This window comes from Pseudomonas sp. R4-34-07, assembly GCF_003852375.1.
Classification (GTDB): Bacteria; Pseudomonadota; Gammaproteobacteria; order Pseudomonadales; family Pseudomonadaceae; genus Aquipseudomonas.
The window spans coordinates 2,230,728-2,248,101 of the sequence record NZ_CP027760.1 but is presented as its reverse complement, the minus strand read 5'-3'; the positions used below and the strand labels follow the sequence as shown (position 1 = coordinate 2,248,101).

Genomic DNA, 17,374 nt, shown 5'->3' with positions numbered 1-17,374 from the left:
CAAGTGAGCATCAATCTCGATCAGGCACAGCAGACATTCATCGTCGAGGCGCGCGAACTGTTGCAGGCCATGGAGCAATCCCTGCTGCAACTGGAAAGCGAGCCCGGCGATCAGGATGCCATCGGCGCGATATTCCGCGCCGCGCACACCATCAAGGGGTCGGCGGGCCTGTTCGGCCTGGCGTCGATCGTGGGGTTCACGCATATCGTCGAAGACGTGCTCGACCGCCTGCGCGACGGCAGTGTAGCGGTGGACGCCGCATTGATCGCGCTGCTGCTCAAGTGCGGCGACCACATGCTCGAACTGATCGATGTGGTCGCCAGCCGCGGTGAGGCGCCTACGCCTGCCGCGCTGGAGCGCGGTGAGGTATTGCGCGAGGCGCTGAGTGCCTATCAGCCGCTGCAGACAGCGACCGCCCGCGTCGAAACCGCGGCGGTGGACGACGCCACGGCGGAGGAAGTGCTTTGGCATATTTCCCTGCGCTTCGGCGTGGATGTCTTTCGCAACGGCATGGACCCGTTGTCCTTCCTGCGCTACCTCGACACCCTGGGCACGCTGTTGCAGGTCACCACCCTGACCGACGGCATTCCGGCCGTGGACAGCTGGGACCCTGAAAGCTGCTACCTGGGGTTCGAAATCGACCTGCGCTCGACGGCCAGCCACGCCACCCTCAACGAAGTGTTCGACTTTGTGCGTGACGACTGTGAAGTCAGCATCAGCGCCGTCGAAGAACCCGGCGACACCCCTGCCTGCCCCGCGACCGAGGTGGCCCCCCGCGCTGAATTTGCCCCGCCCGCGCAGCAGCGCGTGGCGGCGGCCGGCGAAAAAAACCGGGATGGCAATTACGTGCGGGTCAACGCCGACAAGCTCGACGAACTGATCAACCTGGTCGGCGAGCTGGTTATCGCCAGCGCCGGCGCGAGCCTGCTGGCCCGCTCCTGTAATAACGACCCGCTGCAAGAGGCCACCTCGACGGTATCGGGGCTGGTGGAAGAGATACTCGATGGCGCCTTGCACTTGCGCATGATCCCCATCGGCGACACGTTCAACCGCTTTCGCCGCGTGGTGCGCGATGTCAGCCAGGAATTGGGCAAGGACATCGACCTGATCATCAGCGGCGCAGAAACCGAACTGGACAAGACGGTGGTCGAGAAGATCGGCGACCCGCTGATGCACCTGCTGCGCAACGCCATGGACCATGGTATCGAAAGCGCCGAGGCGCGGCGCGCGGCCGGCAAGTTGACCAGAGGCCACCTGAGCCTCAATGCCTATCATGACTCGGGCAGCATCGTCATCGAAATCGCCGACGACGGCGCCGGGCTCAACCGCGAACGTATCCTGGCAAAGGCCCAGGAACGCGGGCTGGTGGCCAGCGGCGCGGTGCTCACCGACCAGGAGATCTACAACCTGATCTTCGAAGCCGGTTTCTCGACCGCCGAGGCGGTGACCAATCTGTCCGGGCGTGGTGTCGGCATGGACGTGGTCAAGCGCAATATCACGTTGTTGCGCGGCACCGTCGACCTGGACAGCCGTCCCGGCCAGGGCACCGTGGTGCGCATTCGCTTGCCGCTGACCCTGGCGATCATCAATGGCTTCCTGGTCGGCATCGACCAATCCACCTACGTGATTCCGCTGGACATGGTTCAGGAATGCATCGAACTGGATGATCACCAGCGCCATTCCAGCCGCGACCAGGGGTATCTGGACCTGCGTGGCGAAGTGTTGCCGCTGGTGGACCTGCGCCATCACTTCAGCCACGAAGGCCCGGCCGCTCGCCGCCAGAATGTGGTGGTGGTGCGTTACGCCGAGCACAAGGCCGGGCTGGTGGTGGATGACCTGCTCGGTGAGTTCCAGACCGTGATCAAACCCCTGGGCAAGCTGTTCGGCGCACTGCGCGGCATCAGCGGTTCGACCATATTGGGCAGCGGCGCAGTGGCCCTGATCCTGGATATACCGGCACTGCTCAACCAAATCGTACAACTGGAAGCTCGCACGGCCCAGGCGCCTCAGTCGCCCCCGGTCGTCGCTCGCTGACGTATTTGCAATTCCATGGAGGTTCCCCGATGAAATGGTTCTACGATTTGAAAATTTCCACCAAGTTGATCAGCTCATTCCTGGTGGTCCTGGCGCTTACCGCGGCCATGGGCGGCTTCGCCATTCACCAGCTCGGTGCAGTCAATCAGGCGGCCCAGGATATCAAGGGCAACTGGATGCCCTCCATGCGCGCAGCGGCCGGCATGCGCTTTTTTGCGGCCAACTATCGCTTGAAGGAAAACCGCCACATCGGCACCGAGATCGCCGAGGAAAAGGCGCAGGCCGAACGGGAAGCCGACGACGCGCGCCAGCAGTTCGAAACCCGCATGGGCACCTACGAACAATTGCTGTCCAATGATGAGGACCGCCAGCTCCTGGCCAGCGTGAACAGTGCCTGGTCCGCCTACCTGGCAGCCAGCAAGCAGGTGCTGGAATTTTCCCGGCAGAACCAGGAAGCCCAGGCTCGCGGTTTGCTCAGGGGGGAGTCCAAGACGCATTTCGATGAGGTGACCAGCCGCCTGCAGAAGATGGTCGAACTCAATGACGCCGGCGCCACCGTCGCCGGTGACAAGGGCGCGTCGCTGTATGAAAACGCACGCTTGTCGATCATCGCGGCGCTGGTCGTCGCCCTGTTGATCGGTATTGGCCTGGCCCTGTTCATCGCGCGGATCATTTCCCGCCCGTTGCGACAAGCCGCCACCGCCGCCGGGCAATTGGCCGAAGGCAACCTCAACGCGCACATCGAACCGGGTGCCAAGGATGAAACCGGCATGGTGCTCAACGCCATGCGCAACATGGTCGGCAAGCTGGCGCATATCATCGGTGAGGTGCGCAATGCCGCCGATAACCTGGCCAGTGCTTCCGAGCAAGTCAGCGCCACCGCGCAATCGATGAGCCAGGCCACCAGTGAACAAGCCGCCAGCGTCGAGGAAACCAGTGCGTCGGTCGAACAGATGAGCGCCAGCATCAACCAGAACACCGAAAACGCCAAGGTCACCGATGGCATGGCCAGCAAGGCCGCCAAGGAAGCCACCGAAGGCGGCGAATCGGTACAGCAGACGGTGGTGGCGATGAAGAAAATCGCCCAGCGCATCAGCATCATCGATGACATCGCCTACCAGACCAATCTGCTGGCCCTCAACGCCGCCATCGAGGCCGCCCGGGCCGGCGAGCACGGCAAGGGGTTTGCGGTGGTGGCCGCCGAGGTGCGCAAGCTGGCCGAGCGCAGCCAGGTAGCCGCCCAGGAAATCGGCGAACTGTCCTCCAGCAGCGTGGACATGGCCGAGAAAGCCGGCAAGTTGCTCGACGAAATGGTGCCCTCCATCAATAAAACTTCCGACCTGGTGCAGGAAATCAGTGCCGCGTCCGAGGAACAGGCCGCCGGTGTCGCGCAGATCAACACCGCAATGACCCAGCTCAACCAGGTGACCCAGCAAAATGCCTCGAGCAGCGAGGAACTGGCCGCCACCGCCGAAGAAATGAGCAGCCAGGCCGAGCAACTGCAACAGGCCATGAGCTTTTTCGTGCTGGACTCCAGCCCCAAGGCCCCGGTTCAAGGCCGCAGCGCGGACAGCGCCGGCAAGCCTGACCGCCAGCCGCCACGCGCGGAGCAGCAGGCACCGCGCAAAGCCTTCGCCTATAACGTGGCCAGCGCCCCGGACGAATCGGAATTCACCCGTTTCTGATCGCAAGAATCGATGCGGGCTCACAGGGAGAATGACATGGGCGCAGTGATGACTACCCGCCATACCGCCGTCGCGGCAGGCGAGGATGCGCAATACCTGACCTTTATGCTCGGTGGCGAAATGTTCGCCATCGGCATTCTGGGCATCAAGGAAATTATCGAATACGGCAGCCTGACCGTGGTGCCGATGATGCCCGCCTTCGTGCGCGGCGTGATCAACCTGCGCGGCGCCGTGGTGCCGGTGGTCGATCTGTCGGCGCGCTTTGGCCGGCCGAACTCGTCGATCACACGGCGTTCGTGCGTGATCATCATCGAGGCCATCACCGAAGACGGCCAGCCGCAGGATATCGGGCTGTTGGTCGACACCGTTTCCGCCGTGCAGGAAATCCCGGCGACACAGATCGAACCGCCGCCCAACTTCGGCGCACGCATCCGCGCGGATTTCATCAGCGGCATGGCCAAGGTCGATGGCAAGTTCGTGATTGTGCTTGAGGTGGACAAAGTGCTGTCCATCGACGAGATGTCCAGCCTGGCCGAGACTGGCCAGGCGCTGGCTCTCGACCTCGACGCGCGTTGAGGCTCGATCATGCCAGACACCAGCCCACTTGATGATCGTGAATTCGGCCAGTTCCAGTCCTGGCTGTACCGCGCGGCCGGCATCAACCTGTCGCCCGCCAAGAAAGCCCTGGTGGCCGGGCGGCTGTTCAAACGCCTCAAACACTACGAACTGCAGAGCTACGGCGAGTACTTCAAGCTGATCATGAGCGACCAGCGCAAGGGCGAGCTGCAAGTTGCGCTGGACCTGCTGACCACCAACGAGACCTACTTTTTCCGCGAGCCCAAGCACTTCGACTTCCTGCGCCAGCAGGTGCTGCCCAAGGCGCCGCCGGGCAAACTGTTTCGCGTGTGGAGCGCGGCCAGCTCTTCGGGCGAAGAACCCTACAGCCTGGCGATGACGCTGGCGGAGAATCTGGGCACCACGCCCTGGGAAGTCATCGGTTCGGACATCAGCACCCAGGTGCTGGCCAAGGCACGCAACGGGCATTACTCCATGGAGCGCGCCGGCACCCTGGCCCAGCCGCTGCTGGTCAAATATTGCCTCAAGGGAACAGGGCGCCAGCACGGGACTTTCCTGATCGAAAAGGCCCTGCGCAACCGGGTCAACTTTATCCAGGTCAACCTGAACGAACCGCTGCCCGGCCTGGGCGAGTTCGATGTGATCTTCTTGCGCAACGTGATGATCTATTTCGACCAGCAGACCAAAAGCCAGGTGGTCGCCAGGCTGCTGCCGCTGCTCAAATCCGGCGGTTACTTCATCATCAGCCACTCCGAAAGCCTCAACGGCGTCAACGATACGTTGAAGCTGGTGGCGCCGTCGATTTATCGCAAGCCATGAAAAAGCCTGCCGATGTGGTCGAAGTGGTGCTGGCGCCGGGCCAGGTCAGTTTTGCGACGCGGCCGACACGCTTGCGTACCTTGCTCGGGTCCTGTGTGGCGATCACTTTCTGGCATCCGCAACGGCTGATCGGCGGCATGTGCCATTTCATGTTGCCGGCGCGCTCGCGCAAAGGTCAGCCCCTGGATGGCAAATATGCCGACGAGGCGCTCGAATTGCTGCTGCGCCACGCTCATGCCAACGGCACGCAGGCCCGGGATTATCAGGTCAAGCTGTTCGGCGGCGGCGAGATGTTCCCCGAACAGCCGCGTCCCCTGCCGGCGCAGGACGTGGCCAGCCTGAATATTCGCGCAGCGCTGGCCCTGGCCGAGCGCCATCACCTGCACCTGACCGCTCAGGACATGGGCAGTACCGGCTATCGCACTATTGTGTTCGACCTGTGGAACGGCAACGTCTGGGTCCGGCACCAACCAATGGGAACATTCAAAAAAAATGCCTACCAAAAAAATCAGCGTGCTGTTGGTCGATGATTCGGCCGTAGTCCGGCAAGTGCTGCTGGCGATCTTCAACGACACGCCGGACATCCATGTGATGGGCGCCGCGTCCGACCCGATTTTCGCCATGGATAAACTGGCTCGGGAATGGCCGGACGTGATCGTGCTGGATGTCGAAATGCCGCGTATGGACGGCATCACCTTCCTGCGCAAAATCATGAGCGAGCGGCCGACACCGGTGGTGATCTGTTCCTCGCTGACCCAGAAAGGCGCCGAAACCTCCCTGCAGGCATTGTCGGCCGGAGCAGTGGAAATCATCACCAAACCCACCACCGGGCTGAAGAACTTCCTGATCGAATCGGCGGCCGAGCTGGTCGCGGCTATCCGCGCGGCGGCGAACTCCAACGTCAAGAACCTGGGCAAACGAACCGTCCAACCAACACCCGCCCTCGCGCCACCCGGCAAGCTCAGCGCAGACGCAATCCTGCCCGCCGCCAACGGCCACGCCATGGCCCAGACCACTGAACGCATCGTCGCCATCGGCACCTCCACCGGCGGCACCCAGGCCCTGGAAGCCGTGTTGACTGCTCTACCGAGGGTGTGCCCTGGCATGGTGATCGTGCAGCACATGCCGGAAAAATTCACCGCCTCCTTTGCCGAGCGCCTCAACAGCGTGTGCCAGATCGAAGTGCGCGAAGCGCGCAACAACGACCGCATCCTGCCCGGCCTCGCCCTGATCGCTCCCGGCGGCAAACACCTGATGGTGACCCGCAGCGGCGCCTATTATCACGCCCAGGTCATCGACGGCCCACTGGTCAACCGCCATCGCCCGTCGGTGGACGTGCTGTTCCGCTCGGTAGCCAAATTCGCCGGCAAGAACGCCACCGGCATCATCATGACCGGCATGGGCGACGACGGCGCACGCGGGCTAAAGGAAATGCTCGAAGCCGGCGCCGCCACGGTAGCCCAGGACGAAGCCAGTTGCGTGGTGTTCGGCATGCCCAAGGAAGCCATCAAGCTCAACGCCGCCCAGCGCATCATGGCGTTGGAGAATATTCATCAGGCGATTTTATATAAGTGAGCCTGAGCACCAAAGGTATAGGTGTCTTTACAACTTTGGCTCTACGCTGAACGCCCGGCAGATAGGGCGATTGTGGCGAGCGGGCTTGTCGAATTGTCGCACCGCTCCCGTGGGGCTGCGTGCAGCCCTGGTAAAGCCCTGGATGGTGCTGAATTTCCGGAACGAAAAAAGGACCCGAGCAGACTGTGTGAAAACGCACTGAAGGCCAGCCCAACAAACGCCCCGAACTTGTTCGGGGCGTTTTGTTTTGTGTGAGTAACAGACGGAAAAAGGCCTTTCAGCCCATCAGCGCCATCAACTGGCGGGCTCCGAGCACGCTAATCGCTCGCTTGAGGTTGTAAGCATTCACCGCCAATGCCATTTCTGCTTTTGCTCCCTCCAACTGGCGCAGCAGGAAGCGACCATTCCCAAACAGCCATTGCTTGAGGTTGCCGAAAGGGTGCTCAACGATGGATCTTCGGCTTACCATCATCTGCGGATGGGCCAGCATTCGCTGCTCCATTCGCTCAAAGGCTTCCTCATGGGCATGGCGCGAGACATAACGGCGTTGGGCGCCAGTGCATTGGGATTTGAGCGAGCAGGCAGTGCAATCACTGACATCGGCCTGATAGATCCGATCTCCCTTGTTGCGCTGCTTAAGCGTCAGCCACTTGCCCGCTGGGCATTGATAACGATCATGTTTGGCTTCGTAGGTAAAGTCTTTGCGCTCGAAGAGCTCCTCACCGCCTGGGTTAGCGGAGCGATTCGGTGGCACATAGACGGTAATGGCAGCCTCCTCGCAGGCCTGAAACTGCTGGCCGTTTGAGTAGCCAGCATCGGCCGTCACGCTCAAGGCCTCTTGTTCCAAGTGCTCTTTGGCGGCCTTGGCCATTGGCTCAAGCTGTTTTCGGTCGTCGCCGTCCTGGGTCACTTCGTGGTGCAGAATCAGGCAGTGTGCGGCGTCTACGGCAGTTTGTACGTTGTAAGCCACCCGCGGCCCTGTTGGCGTGCGCATCATTCGGGCATCACTTTCGTGGGTGTTGAACTGTTCGAGGCCCATCGAGCTCATCAGCGCCTGGCAGCTCTGATTGTCCTGCTGGCGAACTTCAAGCTGTGCCAGCGCTGTTTTAATCGCGCCGCGATCAATCACCTCTCCCGCCTCGGCCTTGTCAGCCTCATCCAGTTCGGCCAGATACTGAGCAATGCGCTTATCCAGTTTCTCTTCCTGACGCTTGAGTTGTTTGAGACTCATGTGACGCCGCGAGGACGCCACTGCCTGAAACTTGCTGCCATCAATGGCCACCAAGTCGCCCGCGATCAGGCCGGCCACGCGGCAAAACCGGACGAAGGCACGGCACGTCGCCACAAAAGCCAGTTTGTTGTTTTTACGAAAGTCAGCGATGGTTTTGAAGTCGGGTTTCAGCCGGTTGATCAGCCACATCACTTCGATGTTGCGCTGGCACTCCGCTTCGAGACGACGCGATGAACGAATCCGCTGGAAATAGCCGTAGAGATAGAGTTTTAGCTGATCGGCAGGATCATACGCAGGGCGACCTGTACTTTTGGGCAGCGCTTTATCAAAGCCCAGTTGCACCAGATCCAACTTGGCGACGTAGAGGTCGATGACGCGAACAAGGTGATCCTCAGGGATCAACTCATCCAGCGAGACCGGAAACAGGCTGGTCTGGCTGCGGGACTCGCCTTGAATGTAGGCCATAACGAAAAATGCTCCGTATCTTTCGATACGGAGCATTTTCTTTGAGCTCTGCGCAGATTGCTAGGTTTTCACACAGTCTGCGAAGGTCCTGATTTCAATCACTTACAGAATTCAATGGAACTCTGTAGCGCAATATTTGGAGCGGGAAACGAGACTCGTATCTGGCGTCCGACTCATTGAAATCTAAGGGGTTTCTTTTCTTTCCTGGGCAGGAAAAGACTTAATTCTGGACTTGTTTTCTGGGAGTATCAAGGCCTAGAAAGCAGGATCCCGGCTGTGCCGTTTCATCCTGTCCATCGCCATCAGGCGGACAGCATCCAAGCTGACCAGCAAGCGGACGGTACATGGTGTGATGGACAACGGTAACAGCGCTGCTAGTGCCTCTGCGGCATCGCCCCCCCCGTTGGCTGAGCCGCTCAACCAGAAAGTCGCCTACGTCGTCGTTATCGAATGCCTCGCTTCATTTAAAGAATAGGCTTGCCACCTGTCACGCCGTAACGTTCACCGGAGATATAACTGCCCTCATCCGACGCCAGCAGCACATAGATGGGCGAGACTTCGGCTGGCTGGCCGGGGCGCCCCAGCGGCGTATTGCCACCAAAACTCTTCACGGAGTCCTCGGTCATCGTCGATACGATCAATCGCGTCCAGATTGGCCCGGGCGCCACACTGTTGACGCGAATACCGCGCTTGCCGAGCATCTGCGCTAGGCCCGCAGTGAAGTTGGCGATCGCGCCTTTGGTCGCCGCATACGGCAACAGCGTGGGGTTGGGCGCATCGGAATTGACCGAGCTGGTGTTGATGATCGAACTGCCTTGGACCATGTGCGGCAGCGCGGCCTTGCAGATGCGAAACATCGCAGTGACGTTAACGTTAAAGGTCTTTAGCCAATCCTCGTCAGGGATGTCTTCCAGGCCGATAATTGCCTGCTGGCGGTGTTCAAGCCCTAAGGGCACTACAGGGATTTTTCAGCCGGGGATATAGATCAGATGAGTGGTTAGCCTGGGCCTACAGCCGGTGTCGCCAAGCGGTTGCATGCGTACAGCGCCATGCCCAGCAGCATCAGCGCGCCACCGCGCAGCCAGGTGTCCAGGCTTTGCTGGCTGAGCAGGATCAAGCACGAAACAATTGCCAGCACCGGCACCCAGGTCGGCACGCGAAAATGCTGTTCGGTGATGGTGTCGCGGCGCAGTACCAGCACCGCCAGGTTGGTGCTGAGGAACACGAAGAGCAGCAACAGCACGACCGTCTCGGCCAGCGCCGCGAGGGTACCCGTCAAGGTCAGGGCGATGGCCACCAGGGTGCTGGCGATGATCGCGACCCAAGGCGTACGCCGCTTGGGCAGCACGTGCGAAAGTGGCTCCGGCAACAGGCCCATGCGGGCCATGCCATAGGCCAGGCGGCTGGCCATTACCATGGTCAGCAGCGCACCGTTGGCGACCGCCACCAGCGCGATGAAGGCGAAGAGCTGGGGCGGGATGCTCAAGCCCGAGGCACGCACCACTTCGAGCAACGGCGCGGATGTGGCCGTCAGCTTGTCCATCGGCAGCACCACCGAAGCGGCGACACCGACCGCCATATATACGACGCCCGCCGTCACCAGCGCAGCAAACAGCGCACGCGGATACACTTTGCGCACGCCGCGTATTTCTTCGGCCAGGTTGGCCGACGTTTCAAAACCGACGAACGAATAGAACGCCAGCAATGCCGCGCCCAGTACGGCAAGCATCGGGTTGACTCCGGCCTTGAACTCCAGCGCGCGGCCGAGGTTGGCTTCGCCGGACTGTATGCACCAGGCCGCGGCCACCACCACCAACAGCAGCCCGGACAGTTCGACGCAGGTCATGACCATGTTGGCGCCCAGCGACTCCTTGATACCGCGCGCATTCAGAAGCGCTATCACTGCCAGGAATATCAGCGCGGCCAGGTGCGGTGACACCTCGATGAACGCCGCCAGGTAGTCGCCGGCAAACGCCAGGGACAGCCCCGCTGCGCTGGTGACGGCGGCCGCAAGCATGCTGAAGCCGACCAGGAATGAAATCAGCGGTGACTTGAATGCCCTCTCGGCGAACACCGAAGCGGCGCCAGCATGGGGGTACTTGGTCACCAGTTCCGCGTACGAGCCTGCCGTGAGCATGGCAAAAAACAACGCCACCAGCAACGGCACCCAGATCGCCCCACCCACCTCGCCGGCGATGGTGCCGGCCAGTGCATACACACCGGCGCCGAGCACATCGCCGAGGATGAACAGAAACAACATCGGCCCCGTCACGGCGCGGCGCAAGGACGGTTTGGAGGGTGCGCCTTGGGTCAGGCTGGATACGGGCATGGGCGGCTCTGGCGTGGGTTGCAATGAGCGATCATCCGGCGCGGGCCGGCTGACGCAGGGCTATCTACAATGGGAAATGCCCGCGCCGCCAAAGTTCCGTTTTCCGCTGGGAGACCAGCGCAGCGCCTCCGTCAATCGTCGTCGTGCAAATGCGCGTCAGCGCAGGGCAAGCGTCCCGATTCCCCGCCGGCAATCCGTTCCGCCTGATCGATGCCGCGTTTGAGCCCGTCGTGCACGGTCCATTCGGCGCCGGGCAGTTGCCTTGTGCGTTCGACCACGCATTGCCCCGTCGCGGTATAGACGCTGACCAACACTTCGATATCGGCGTCTTCGCGCTCCCGGGCCCTGACTTCGATATGGCAACCGTTTTCCACTTCCTGGGTAAAGCACTCTTCTTCCAGTGCCTTTTCTTGCGCTTTATCCAATTCCCTGCTAGGTTAATATCTGGAAGATTTACTCAAAAAGGAGCGTTATATGAAGGATCAAAAAAATAGCTCAATCGGCGCCACATTTTATCAACAAAAAAATTTCAGTGGTACGCCGCATGAGTATAAAGAAAGGGAAGTAGTTTATGAGCTTCCATCGGAACTGAATGATACTTTTCTCTCTGTTAAAATTGGCAAACAAAGTCTGGTTCATGGATGGCGACACTTTCGGGACTCACAAGCTGATCAAATTTATAAAGTATGGACAGAGTCCACATCGGACATCACTGAAATTCAGGGACTTTCCAAATTTGTTGTGGCACCGAAAAATACGCAACTTCTGTCGATTAAACTAACGAACAGTTCAGAAAACACAGCGCTAGATTATGTTTTCGTCCAGACATATACCATCGATAATCCGGTAAATATTCTTGTAAATGATGATTTCCAGATTGTCGGGCTTATCCCCAATGATGGAAGAATGTATGTCACGTCTGTCATCCTGTTTGATAAAAACAAGGTTCCGATGGAAATTGGCGCAGCCTATTTTATGTATGATGCGCCGACAGATTCTCTAAATTTCATCACTTATCCTGAAACTTTCCCGGCAGGCTGGAAGCTGGTCAAACGAAAGGACTATCGCTTCGAACTTATCATCGAGAATATCAAGGAGAGCAGTAACGGCGTCGCATTTGTCCGTTAAACCTTAATCCCCTTAATCCCCCGCAAGAGAGCAGCGGATTAAGGGGTTTGTCGCATTGGACTGATCCAGTAATTGCAGATAGTTTTTTCGGTTCTCACACCGCTAGCTCTTCCGCCACCATCGGCGAGCGATAGCTCTTGTAACCGTAGCGCCTTGCGCTGTTGCAGTGCACCACATATAGGTTGATGTCTACCGGGGCCTTATACTCCGGGCTATAACCTCTCTAGGGTACCCATTCGGACTTCAAACTGCCAAAAAAGCTCAATCATGCGTTATCCCAACACTGCCCTTTTCGACACATGCGCTGCTTCAGCTTATGTGCTTGCAGTTCAGCCCTGAATTATTTGACTATTGTACTGACAGCCTTGGTGAGAATGAAACGGCACGCCCTCAGGCCGCCCTATCAATTCAACAGCCCTCCGCCTCATTTGCCAGTGCCGCATCGGCGCCCAATGAATACGCCCATCCCGCCATTCGGCCGCAAACGGATCCAAAACTACCGAGCGCGGATCCAGCGCTTACCGAGCTGGATATAGGTGACGTCCGCGAACGGTATTAGCTACGTAAACCTCACGCTCCAGCTCTGCTCAGCCACCAAAGACTCGACGTCTGAAGACTTGTGGGGCCTGCGTTGGCGGCTGGCGATCCCGACCTTCTTCATCAAGCTCAGAGCCATGGAACGCCCCACCTGATGACCTGCACCTCGCAGATCTTCAGAAAGGGAGTTACCTGGTTTTCGTACCACTAACTGGAGTTGTTCATCACCTCCGCCGGTATGACCCATAACCGCCGCTCCAGATCGAACTTGTCGGACAGCACCGACCACAGCTTGCCCGTGCGGACCCGGTCACCAGCAACATCGTAGAAGGTAAACGCACTATCGCTCAAACTCACTCGCATTCCCGCTGATTACGTCCACCTTGCAACTTGCCCACTTCAGTGACGACCACGTAGAGATCAAACAATCCACTTCCGGTCCCCCGTAAAACAAATCGTCAGCCACCGTGCCGAATCTGCGTGGCCCAATCTCGCCGAGATTTCGTCACGTAACGTATCCAGGTTCCCGACCGCTTCCACGTGATAATCAGTCGAGAGCACAATATGGATCTCGATAAATCGCGCTCGCCCATGCTTCTGTACATAAGAAACGTAATGCTCGAAGCCGTACTCGATTTTAATCGCGTCCATCACCTGTCGCACTTTGTTGTCCAATTGGTCTGGCGCCATGCCCAACACATCACGCAAGGCCGGACGCAGTATATTGAAAGCGGGAGGCAATATACTCAGTGCCAGCAAGATCAAAATCAGCGGATCGGCATATACGGCCAAATGACCATAGCCCCGTGACGTGAGCAACAACGCAGTGAGAAAGCTGACAAGCAGTCCTACCGATAACATCGCATCTACCAACCAGCTAATGTTATCGAACTGAATCAGCGTTGATTTAAGCTCACGGTTTCGATAACGGATGTAGAAAAAATAGGCGAACTCGACGACTGTAAACACTGCCGCATAGATGATCAGCATCCCTAATTCAATCTCACGACCGCCGTTGATGAATCCAGACACTCCGTTAAGAAATGCATAGATTGCGATCAAAAACAGAAAGCTGCCTTCGATCAGTAACACCATGGGTTCCAAATGCCAGAAGCCAAACTGGAACCGGTGATTACTTTCCTTGGCGATCAGTTTGGCTGTAATCAGCATTAATACTTTGATAAAGGTTGCAATCAACGAGAAAAAACCATCGAACAGGACGGATTGAGCGCCCGTAACGAAACCAGTAGCAATCCCAGCGATCGCTACTGCTAACATCATGACGGTAGATTGTTGGAGCAACGACTGCTCACTTCGGTTATTCAAGTAACTCTCTCTGTAAAATACCAATTAACTGCTGACTGCGATTACCGCTCAATAGTCTGATAACTAGCTGCGACCTGACAGATGAGCTGATAAAGCGGCGTGCCTTATACCTTCCACTTTGCGAAGTGCATAAGCACTCCGATCAAAATAATAGCACCACAAATTAAGCAACCGATAATTTCGCTTCCCATATTAACCCCCTAAACATTTAATATCTGTCGAGATGACTGATTAACACCTTCAACAAAAATAGAGACTGGCAATAACGCCTAAATTTACTCCCCTCATTTGCATGCTAACTGAACTTTATCAAATCTTGTATCGAGCTTTCGTGGTGCTAGAATATAATGTGCCTGGCAACTATCGCTTTTCCATTTTACAATCAGAGTCGATTCTTCCTGGTCAACTAAGGCAAGCGCCATACCTTTTGGATCTAGAACGCCTAGCACTTTGCCATTTTCATCCTGAACACTAGCCCCAAAGGGTATAGGGCTACCGTCTACGCTTCGAAACTTAAATTGTACTCGGCGCCCACTTTCCGCCGCGAAGCTAGCTAGTGTTATGGAACCGCGACGGGGAACCAGTTGTTGGGCGGTGGTCAGCAGCTCAGTATCCGCCCCGAGGTCACGGGCATCCAGAGTAAGCCAGTTGGTCCGATATATCTGAGCGCTGGGTACTACCGCGTAGCCGTTCCTTCCGGTGATAACCCCGGCGTGGCTGGAAAATTTTGCATTAGATACCCCAGACACCTCTGCAAGGGTAAATGTGTCGCCCACGGGTTGACCTAGATTAATTCCTCCGGCATGCGCTACTACCGAACCGGAAGCGCCAGCACTAAAAGTCTGATAATCACGACCTTGACTGTAACCAGCATTCACCCGAGCCACTGAGGTGACCGCACTCAGGCTTGCGGACCCTGAGCCCCCCCCGCTGCTGTCATGCCCTGCCTGGAGGTTGTAATAAGCATCATCTTGCCCCGGAAGATTGCCATTAAGCCCCATCTGTGTTGAATGACGCCCTTGATTGTCATAATTCAGATTGGAGCTGACACGCGACGATCGCTGTGAACTTCCCAAAGGCATAGAGATCGACAGAGCAACCTGCTTTTTATCATTTTTATAATTAGAGGCATCGTTACGGCTAAAGGAGGTGTCAATATTATAATTGATCGAGCCCCAGTTATTGCTATAGCCGACGCGAAGTTGCTGAGAACTGCCGGGTAAATTCCAGTAACGCTGTTCAGTGCCATTCAGATAAAACGATCCTCCCCTCGAGCCCAAACTCTGATTTATCGTTATATCAAAACGGTTTTTCGCACGCCCTCTGTGGTTACCGTCCATGAATCGCAGGTCGGTGACATGGTCGCCCAATGTCCGATAGTCTTCAGTCGAATAACGGTAAGTAGCTAGGGTAAAAGTCGTATTGGTAGCGGCGAGTGTTTTCGCATAGTTCAACCTGAGGCTTTGCCCTCGGTTTCGCTGCTGTCGGGTTTCACTATTTGATTGGGTGACATCTATCGCGAAGGCGCCAAGAGGCGTGTTCTGTGTGACGCCAACATTCGTTGCCCTGTAGTCCTCAGCCCACTGCACGCCCCCCACAAGGGTTGTGGCGTTGGTCAGGCCGTAGGCAAACCCTAAGGTCGCCAGTGAAGGCGCTGCGTCATCAGGATTGTTACTCGCATACTCGCCAGCGGCAGCGTTATAGCGCAGCATTCCGCGTCGTACCATCTGTGGTAGAGATGCGTAAACCTGGGTGAAACTACTGCGACTCCCATCCGCCTCGATCACGGTGATTTCAAGATCTCCATTTGATCCGCTGGGATAGATATCACTAATTTCGAATGGCCCGGGGGAAACCGTAGTGCTATATAGCAAGTAACCATTCTGGCTCACTTCAACGGTCGCGTTGGTTTGCGCAGTCCCGTGGATAACGGGCGCATAGCCCCGTTGGCTATCGGGAAGCATGGCTTCGTCTGAACTCAGTTGGATGCCGAGAAAACGCACACTGTCAAATGTTTGAGAGCTGGTGTAAGTTTCCCCCAGTGTCAATTGGCTTTTCAACGACGTGATGTCGCGCTCGGCAAAAATACGGTTGCTGGTAAAGCGCCGTTTATTTCCACTGCCATCCGACAAAGATGACTCGTTACGCAGACGCCACTGACCGATATTTAAGCCATTACGCAATCCCAAACTGTAATAGTCACTCGTGCTACCTGAGTTTTCACTGCGACGTCCACTGAATTGATAGTTTACGAAGCCAGCATTGACACCATAGTCCCAAAGGGCAGGATCAACATAGCCCCTGGCACTTCGCAGCATAGCCGCTTGAGGTATGCCAATATGCAGTTGAAGTCGAGCAGCATCGTATTCAACGCTGGCTTTGTCGATTAACTCACTCGCGTCATAACAGCGGTCCGGCAGGCCCGTGTCAATCACACCATTACGCTTAAGCTTTTCCACATCCACGCCAAGTTTTTCGAGCACTTCCAGAGTCAAACAGGGTTTAGTCCTACCTGACTTATCAATGATATCAAAACGAATATCTCTGCGCCCAGTCAGAGCTCGGTTCACATAAATATCAACACGATAGGTTCCAGGCGCAACATTGTCCTGCCTGAGAAACTCGGCTAGGTCAAGCTGTTCGCCTCCGCCCTGAATAAAGGCAAGGTCGAACTCTGGAATATTTGCTTCGCTCCCCGTGGAATTAGCATAGGCCGCCCCCGGTAACGCTAAGGCAACTGCAAGAGCGAGCTTACGAAGTCTAAAACCTTTATCCGCCAAGTCGTGAGGTGCCGCCGTGCTTTCCTGCACGCGCGCGGACAGACCCGAGCGATTTTCAGCACTGATTTTTTTCATAAAAAACACAAGAACAAACCTTTCGACAGTACAACAGAACTTGGCGAATAAAAATTATTTGTCAGCCAATGTATTCGGCGTAGCGGAACTGACTTTATCTATATATAGATCAGCCGTATATGAGTTCTGTCCGCCGTAATCATTAATGACGTTGAAATTCAATTTGAGACTGGCAGCCGAAGCCATTGGATTGACTGGTATTTCTACATTCTCACTAGGGGCGACCATACGCCCCTCCCCCATTAGAAAATCATTGTAACCAGCGCCTCTCAAACTCAATCCAGTCAACGACACATGAAATCGACTTGGGTTCTCAACCTTCAGTACGGCAGTCTGAGAACGTTTATTTAACGTCCATTTAAGCTGAGTCGGTGCCTCTACCGCACTACCCGGCAACCCAGGCGGTCGAAAAAACACTTTAATCCGCTGGCGTACCGCAAGCTGCAGAACACTTTCCCCATTAACTTTTTGTGGGATTTCCTGTACGTTCAGCCAAGCAATTGACTCTCGATCCAATGGAACTCCCTCTCCACTGTAAAGTATCCTTAGTTGTTGACGACCCTCTTTCGATAGGCGGGATAACGGTGGAGTGACCGCAAAGGATGAAATGTTAAAATCTGCTGAGTCAGACTCTAGCCAAGACTGGACCAGTACATCCTCACCACCTTGATTTAGCACAGACAACGAAGCTTCTTGATGCTTAGCGTCGAAAATCACTCGAGTGGCACCCAATGAGATGGCTGCCTGCGAATGATTGACAAAGAAGGTTAATAGAAATAATGAAAAACTAAATAGCGCCTTATTAAACACCTGA

Annotated in this window: 14 protein-coding genes and 1 pseudogene; 7 read left to right on the top strand and 8 right to left on the bottom strand. The window is 56.8% G+C overall.

The annotated features are described in order from the left end of the window. The first annotated feature begins 3 nt into the window (after positions 1-3). The 6 genes from C4J85_RS10415 to C4J85_RS10390 are packed head-to-tail and all read left to right on the top strand — an operon-like array spanning position 4 to position 6,689. Entirely contained in the window at positions 4-2,034 is a 2,031-nt protein-coding gene (locus C4J85_RS10415; protein ID WP_124409525.1) for a chemotaxis protein CheA, read from the top strand. Between the two features lie 29 nt (positions 2,035-2,063). Continuing rightward, positions 2,064-3,719: a methyl-accepting chemotaxis protein gene (locus C4J85_RS10410; protein WP_124409524.1), complete on the top strand. Its 1,656-nt coding sequence runs from the start codon at positions 2,064-2,066 to the stop codon at positions 3,717-3,719. Between the two features lie 36 nt (positions 3,720-3,755). Further along, positions 3,756-4,295 (top strand): chemotaxis protein CheW, encoded by a 540-nt coding sequence (locus C4J85_RS10405; RefSeq protein WP_124366576.1) that lies wholly within the window; start codon positions 3,756-3,758, stop codon positions 4,293-4,295. A gap of 9 nt (positions 4,296-4,304) precedes the next feature. Beyond that, complete coding sequence (locus C4J85_RS10400; RefSeq protein ID WP_124362299.1) at positions 4,305-5,114, top strand: protein-glutamate O-methyltransferase CheR; 810 nt, start codon at positions 4,305-4,307, stop codon at positions 5,112-5,114. Next, positions 5,111-5,644: a chemoreceptor glutamine deamidase CheD gene (gene cheD / locus C4J85_RS10395; protein ID WP_124366575.1), complete on the top strand. Its 534-nt coding sequence runs from the start codon at positions 5,111-5,113 to the stop codon at positions 5,642-5,644. Before C4J85_RS10400 ends, cheD begins: the two co-directional genes overlap by 4 nt. After that, positions 5,607-6,689 carry a chemotaxis response regulator protein-glutamate methylesterase gene (locus tag C4J85_RS10390; RefSeq protein WP_124362297.1) on the top strand — a complete coding sequence of 361 codons (1,083 nt, stop codon included), beginning with the start codon at positions 5,607-5,609 and terminating at the stop codon, positions 6,687-6,689. Before cheD ends, C4J85_RS10390 begins: the two co-directional genes overlap by 38 nt. Before the next feature lie 277 nt (positions 6,690-6,966). Here the strand turns inward: C4J85_RS10390 and C4J85_RS10385 are convergent, their stop codons facing one another. From C4J85_RS10385 to C4J85_RS10370, 4 genes and pseudogenes are all read right to left on the bottom strand, one after another. Beyond that, positions 6,967-8,385, bottom strand: a complete 1,419-nt coding sequence (locus C4J85_RS10385) for an IS1182 family transposase (RefSeq protein WP_164487857.1) — start codon at positions 8,383-8,385, stop codon at positions 6,967-6,969. Positions 8,386-8,849: 464 nt separating this feature from the next. Further along, positions 8,850-9,299, bottom strand: a pseudogene (locus C4J85_RS10380) (SDR family oxidoreductase); the annotation flags it as partial. A gap of 83 nt (positions 9,300-9,382) precedes the next feature. Next, the gene (locus C4J85_RS10375) at positions 9,383-10,714 is read right to left on the bottom strand and encodes an APC family permease (protein WP_256657896.1); all 1,332 of its coding nucleotides are present in this window, start codon (positions 10,712-10,714) and stop codon (positions 9,383-9,385) included. Between the two features lie 131 nt (positions 10,715-10,845). Continuing rightward, positions 10,846-11,139 (bottom strand): hypothetical protein, encoded by a 294-nt coding sequence (locus C4J85_RS10370; protein WP_124403782.1) that lies wholly within the window; start codon positions 11,137-11,139, stop codon positions 10,846-10,848. Between the two features lie 49 nt (positions 11,140-11,188). Between C4J85_RS10370 and C4J85_RS10365 the strand changes: the two genes are divergently transcribed. Beyond that, entirely contained in the window at positions 11,189-11,842 is a 654-nt protein-coding gene (locus C4J85_RS10365) for a beta/gamma crystallin domain-containing protein (protein ID WP_124403781.1), read from the top strand. A gap of 744 nt (positions 11,843-12,586) precedes the next feature. On the opposite strand, the gene C4J85_RS27470 is transcribed toward C4J85_RS10365, so the two are convergent. The 4 genes from C4J85_RS27470 to C4J85_RS10350 all read right to left on the bottom strand — a co-directional run bounded on the left by C4J85_RS27470 (position 12,587) and on the right by C4J85_RS10350 (position 17,370). Continuing rightward, complete coding sequence (locus C4J85_RS27470; protein ID WP_164487595.1) at positions 12,587-12,736, bottom strand: hypothetical protein; 150 nt, start codon at positions 12,734-12,736, stop codon at positions 12,587-12,589. 63 nt (positions 12,737-12,799) lie between these two features. Then, positions 12,800-13,705, bottom strand: coding sequence for a cation diffusion facilitator family transporter (locus C4J85_RS10360; RefSeq protein WP_124403780.1), 906 nt, complete (start codon positions 13,703-13,705; stop codon positions 12,800-12,802). A gap of 284 nt (positions 13,706-13,989) precedes the next feature. After that, positions 13,990-16,560, bottom strand: a complete 2,571-nt coding sequence (locus tag C4J85_RS10355; RefSeq protein WP_124409522.1) for a fimbria/pilus outer membrane usher protein — start codon at positions 16,558-16,560, stop codon at positions 13,990-13,992. A 54-nt stretch (positions 16,561-16,614) separates the two neighbouring features. Beyond that, on the bottom strand, positions 16,615-17,370 hold the full coding sequence (locus C4J85_RS10350) for a molecular chaperone (protein ID WP_124403778.1): 756 nt from the start codon (positions 17,368-17,370) through the stop codon (positions 16,615-16,617). Between the last annotated feature and the right edge of the window lie 4 nt (positions 17,371-17,374).

Bases quoted from the DNA above. Each gene is read 5' to 3' on its own strand.
- C4J85_RS10410 (WP_124409524.1), top strand. From the start codon at position 2,064: ATGAAATGGTTCTACGATTTGAAAATTTCCACCAAGTTGATCAGCTCA.
- C4J85_RS10405 (WP_124366576.1), top strand. From the start codon at position 3,756: ATGGGCGCAGTGATGACTACCCGCCATACCGCCGTCGCGGCAGGCGAG.
- C4J85_RS10400 (WP_124362299.1), top strand. From the start codon at position 4,305: ATGCCAGACACCAGCCCACTTGATGATCGTGAATTCGGCCAGTTCCAG.
- cheD (WP_124366575.1), top strand. From the start codon at position 5,111: ATGAAAAAGCCTGCCGATGTGGTCGAAGTGGTGCTGGCGCCGGGCCAG.
- C4J85_RS10390 (WP_124362297.1), top strand. From the start codon at position 5,607: ATGCCTACCAAAAAAATCAGCGTGCTGTTGGTCGATGATTCGGCCGTA.
- C4J85_RS10385 (WP_164487857.1), bottom strand. From the start codon at position 8,385: ATGGCCTACATTCAAGGCGAGTCCCGCAGCCAGACCAGCCTGTTTCCG.
- C4J85_RS10375 (WP_256657896.1), bottom strand. From the start codon at position 10,714: ATGCCCGTATCCAGCCTGACCCAAGGCGCACCCTCCAAACCGTCCTTG.
- C4J85_RS10365 (WP_124403781.1), top strand. From the start codon at position 11,189: ATGAAGGATCAAAAAAATAGCTCAATCGGCGCCACATTTTATCAACAA.
- C4J85_RS10355 (WP_124409522.1), bottom strand. From the start codon at position 16,560: ATGAAAAAAATCAGTGCTGAAAATCGCTCGGGTCTGTCCGCGCGCGTG.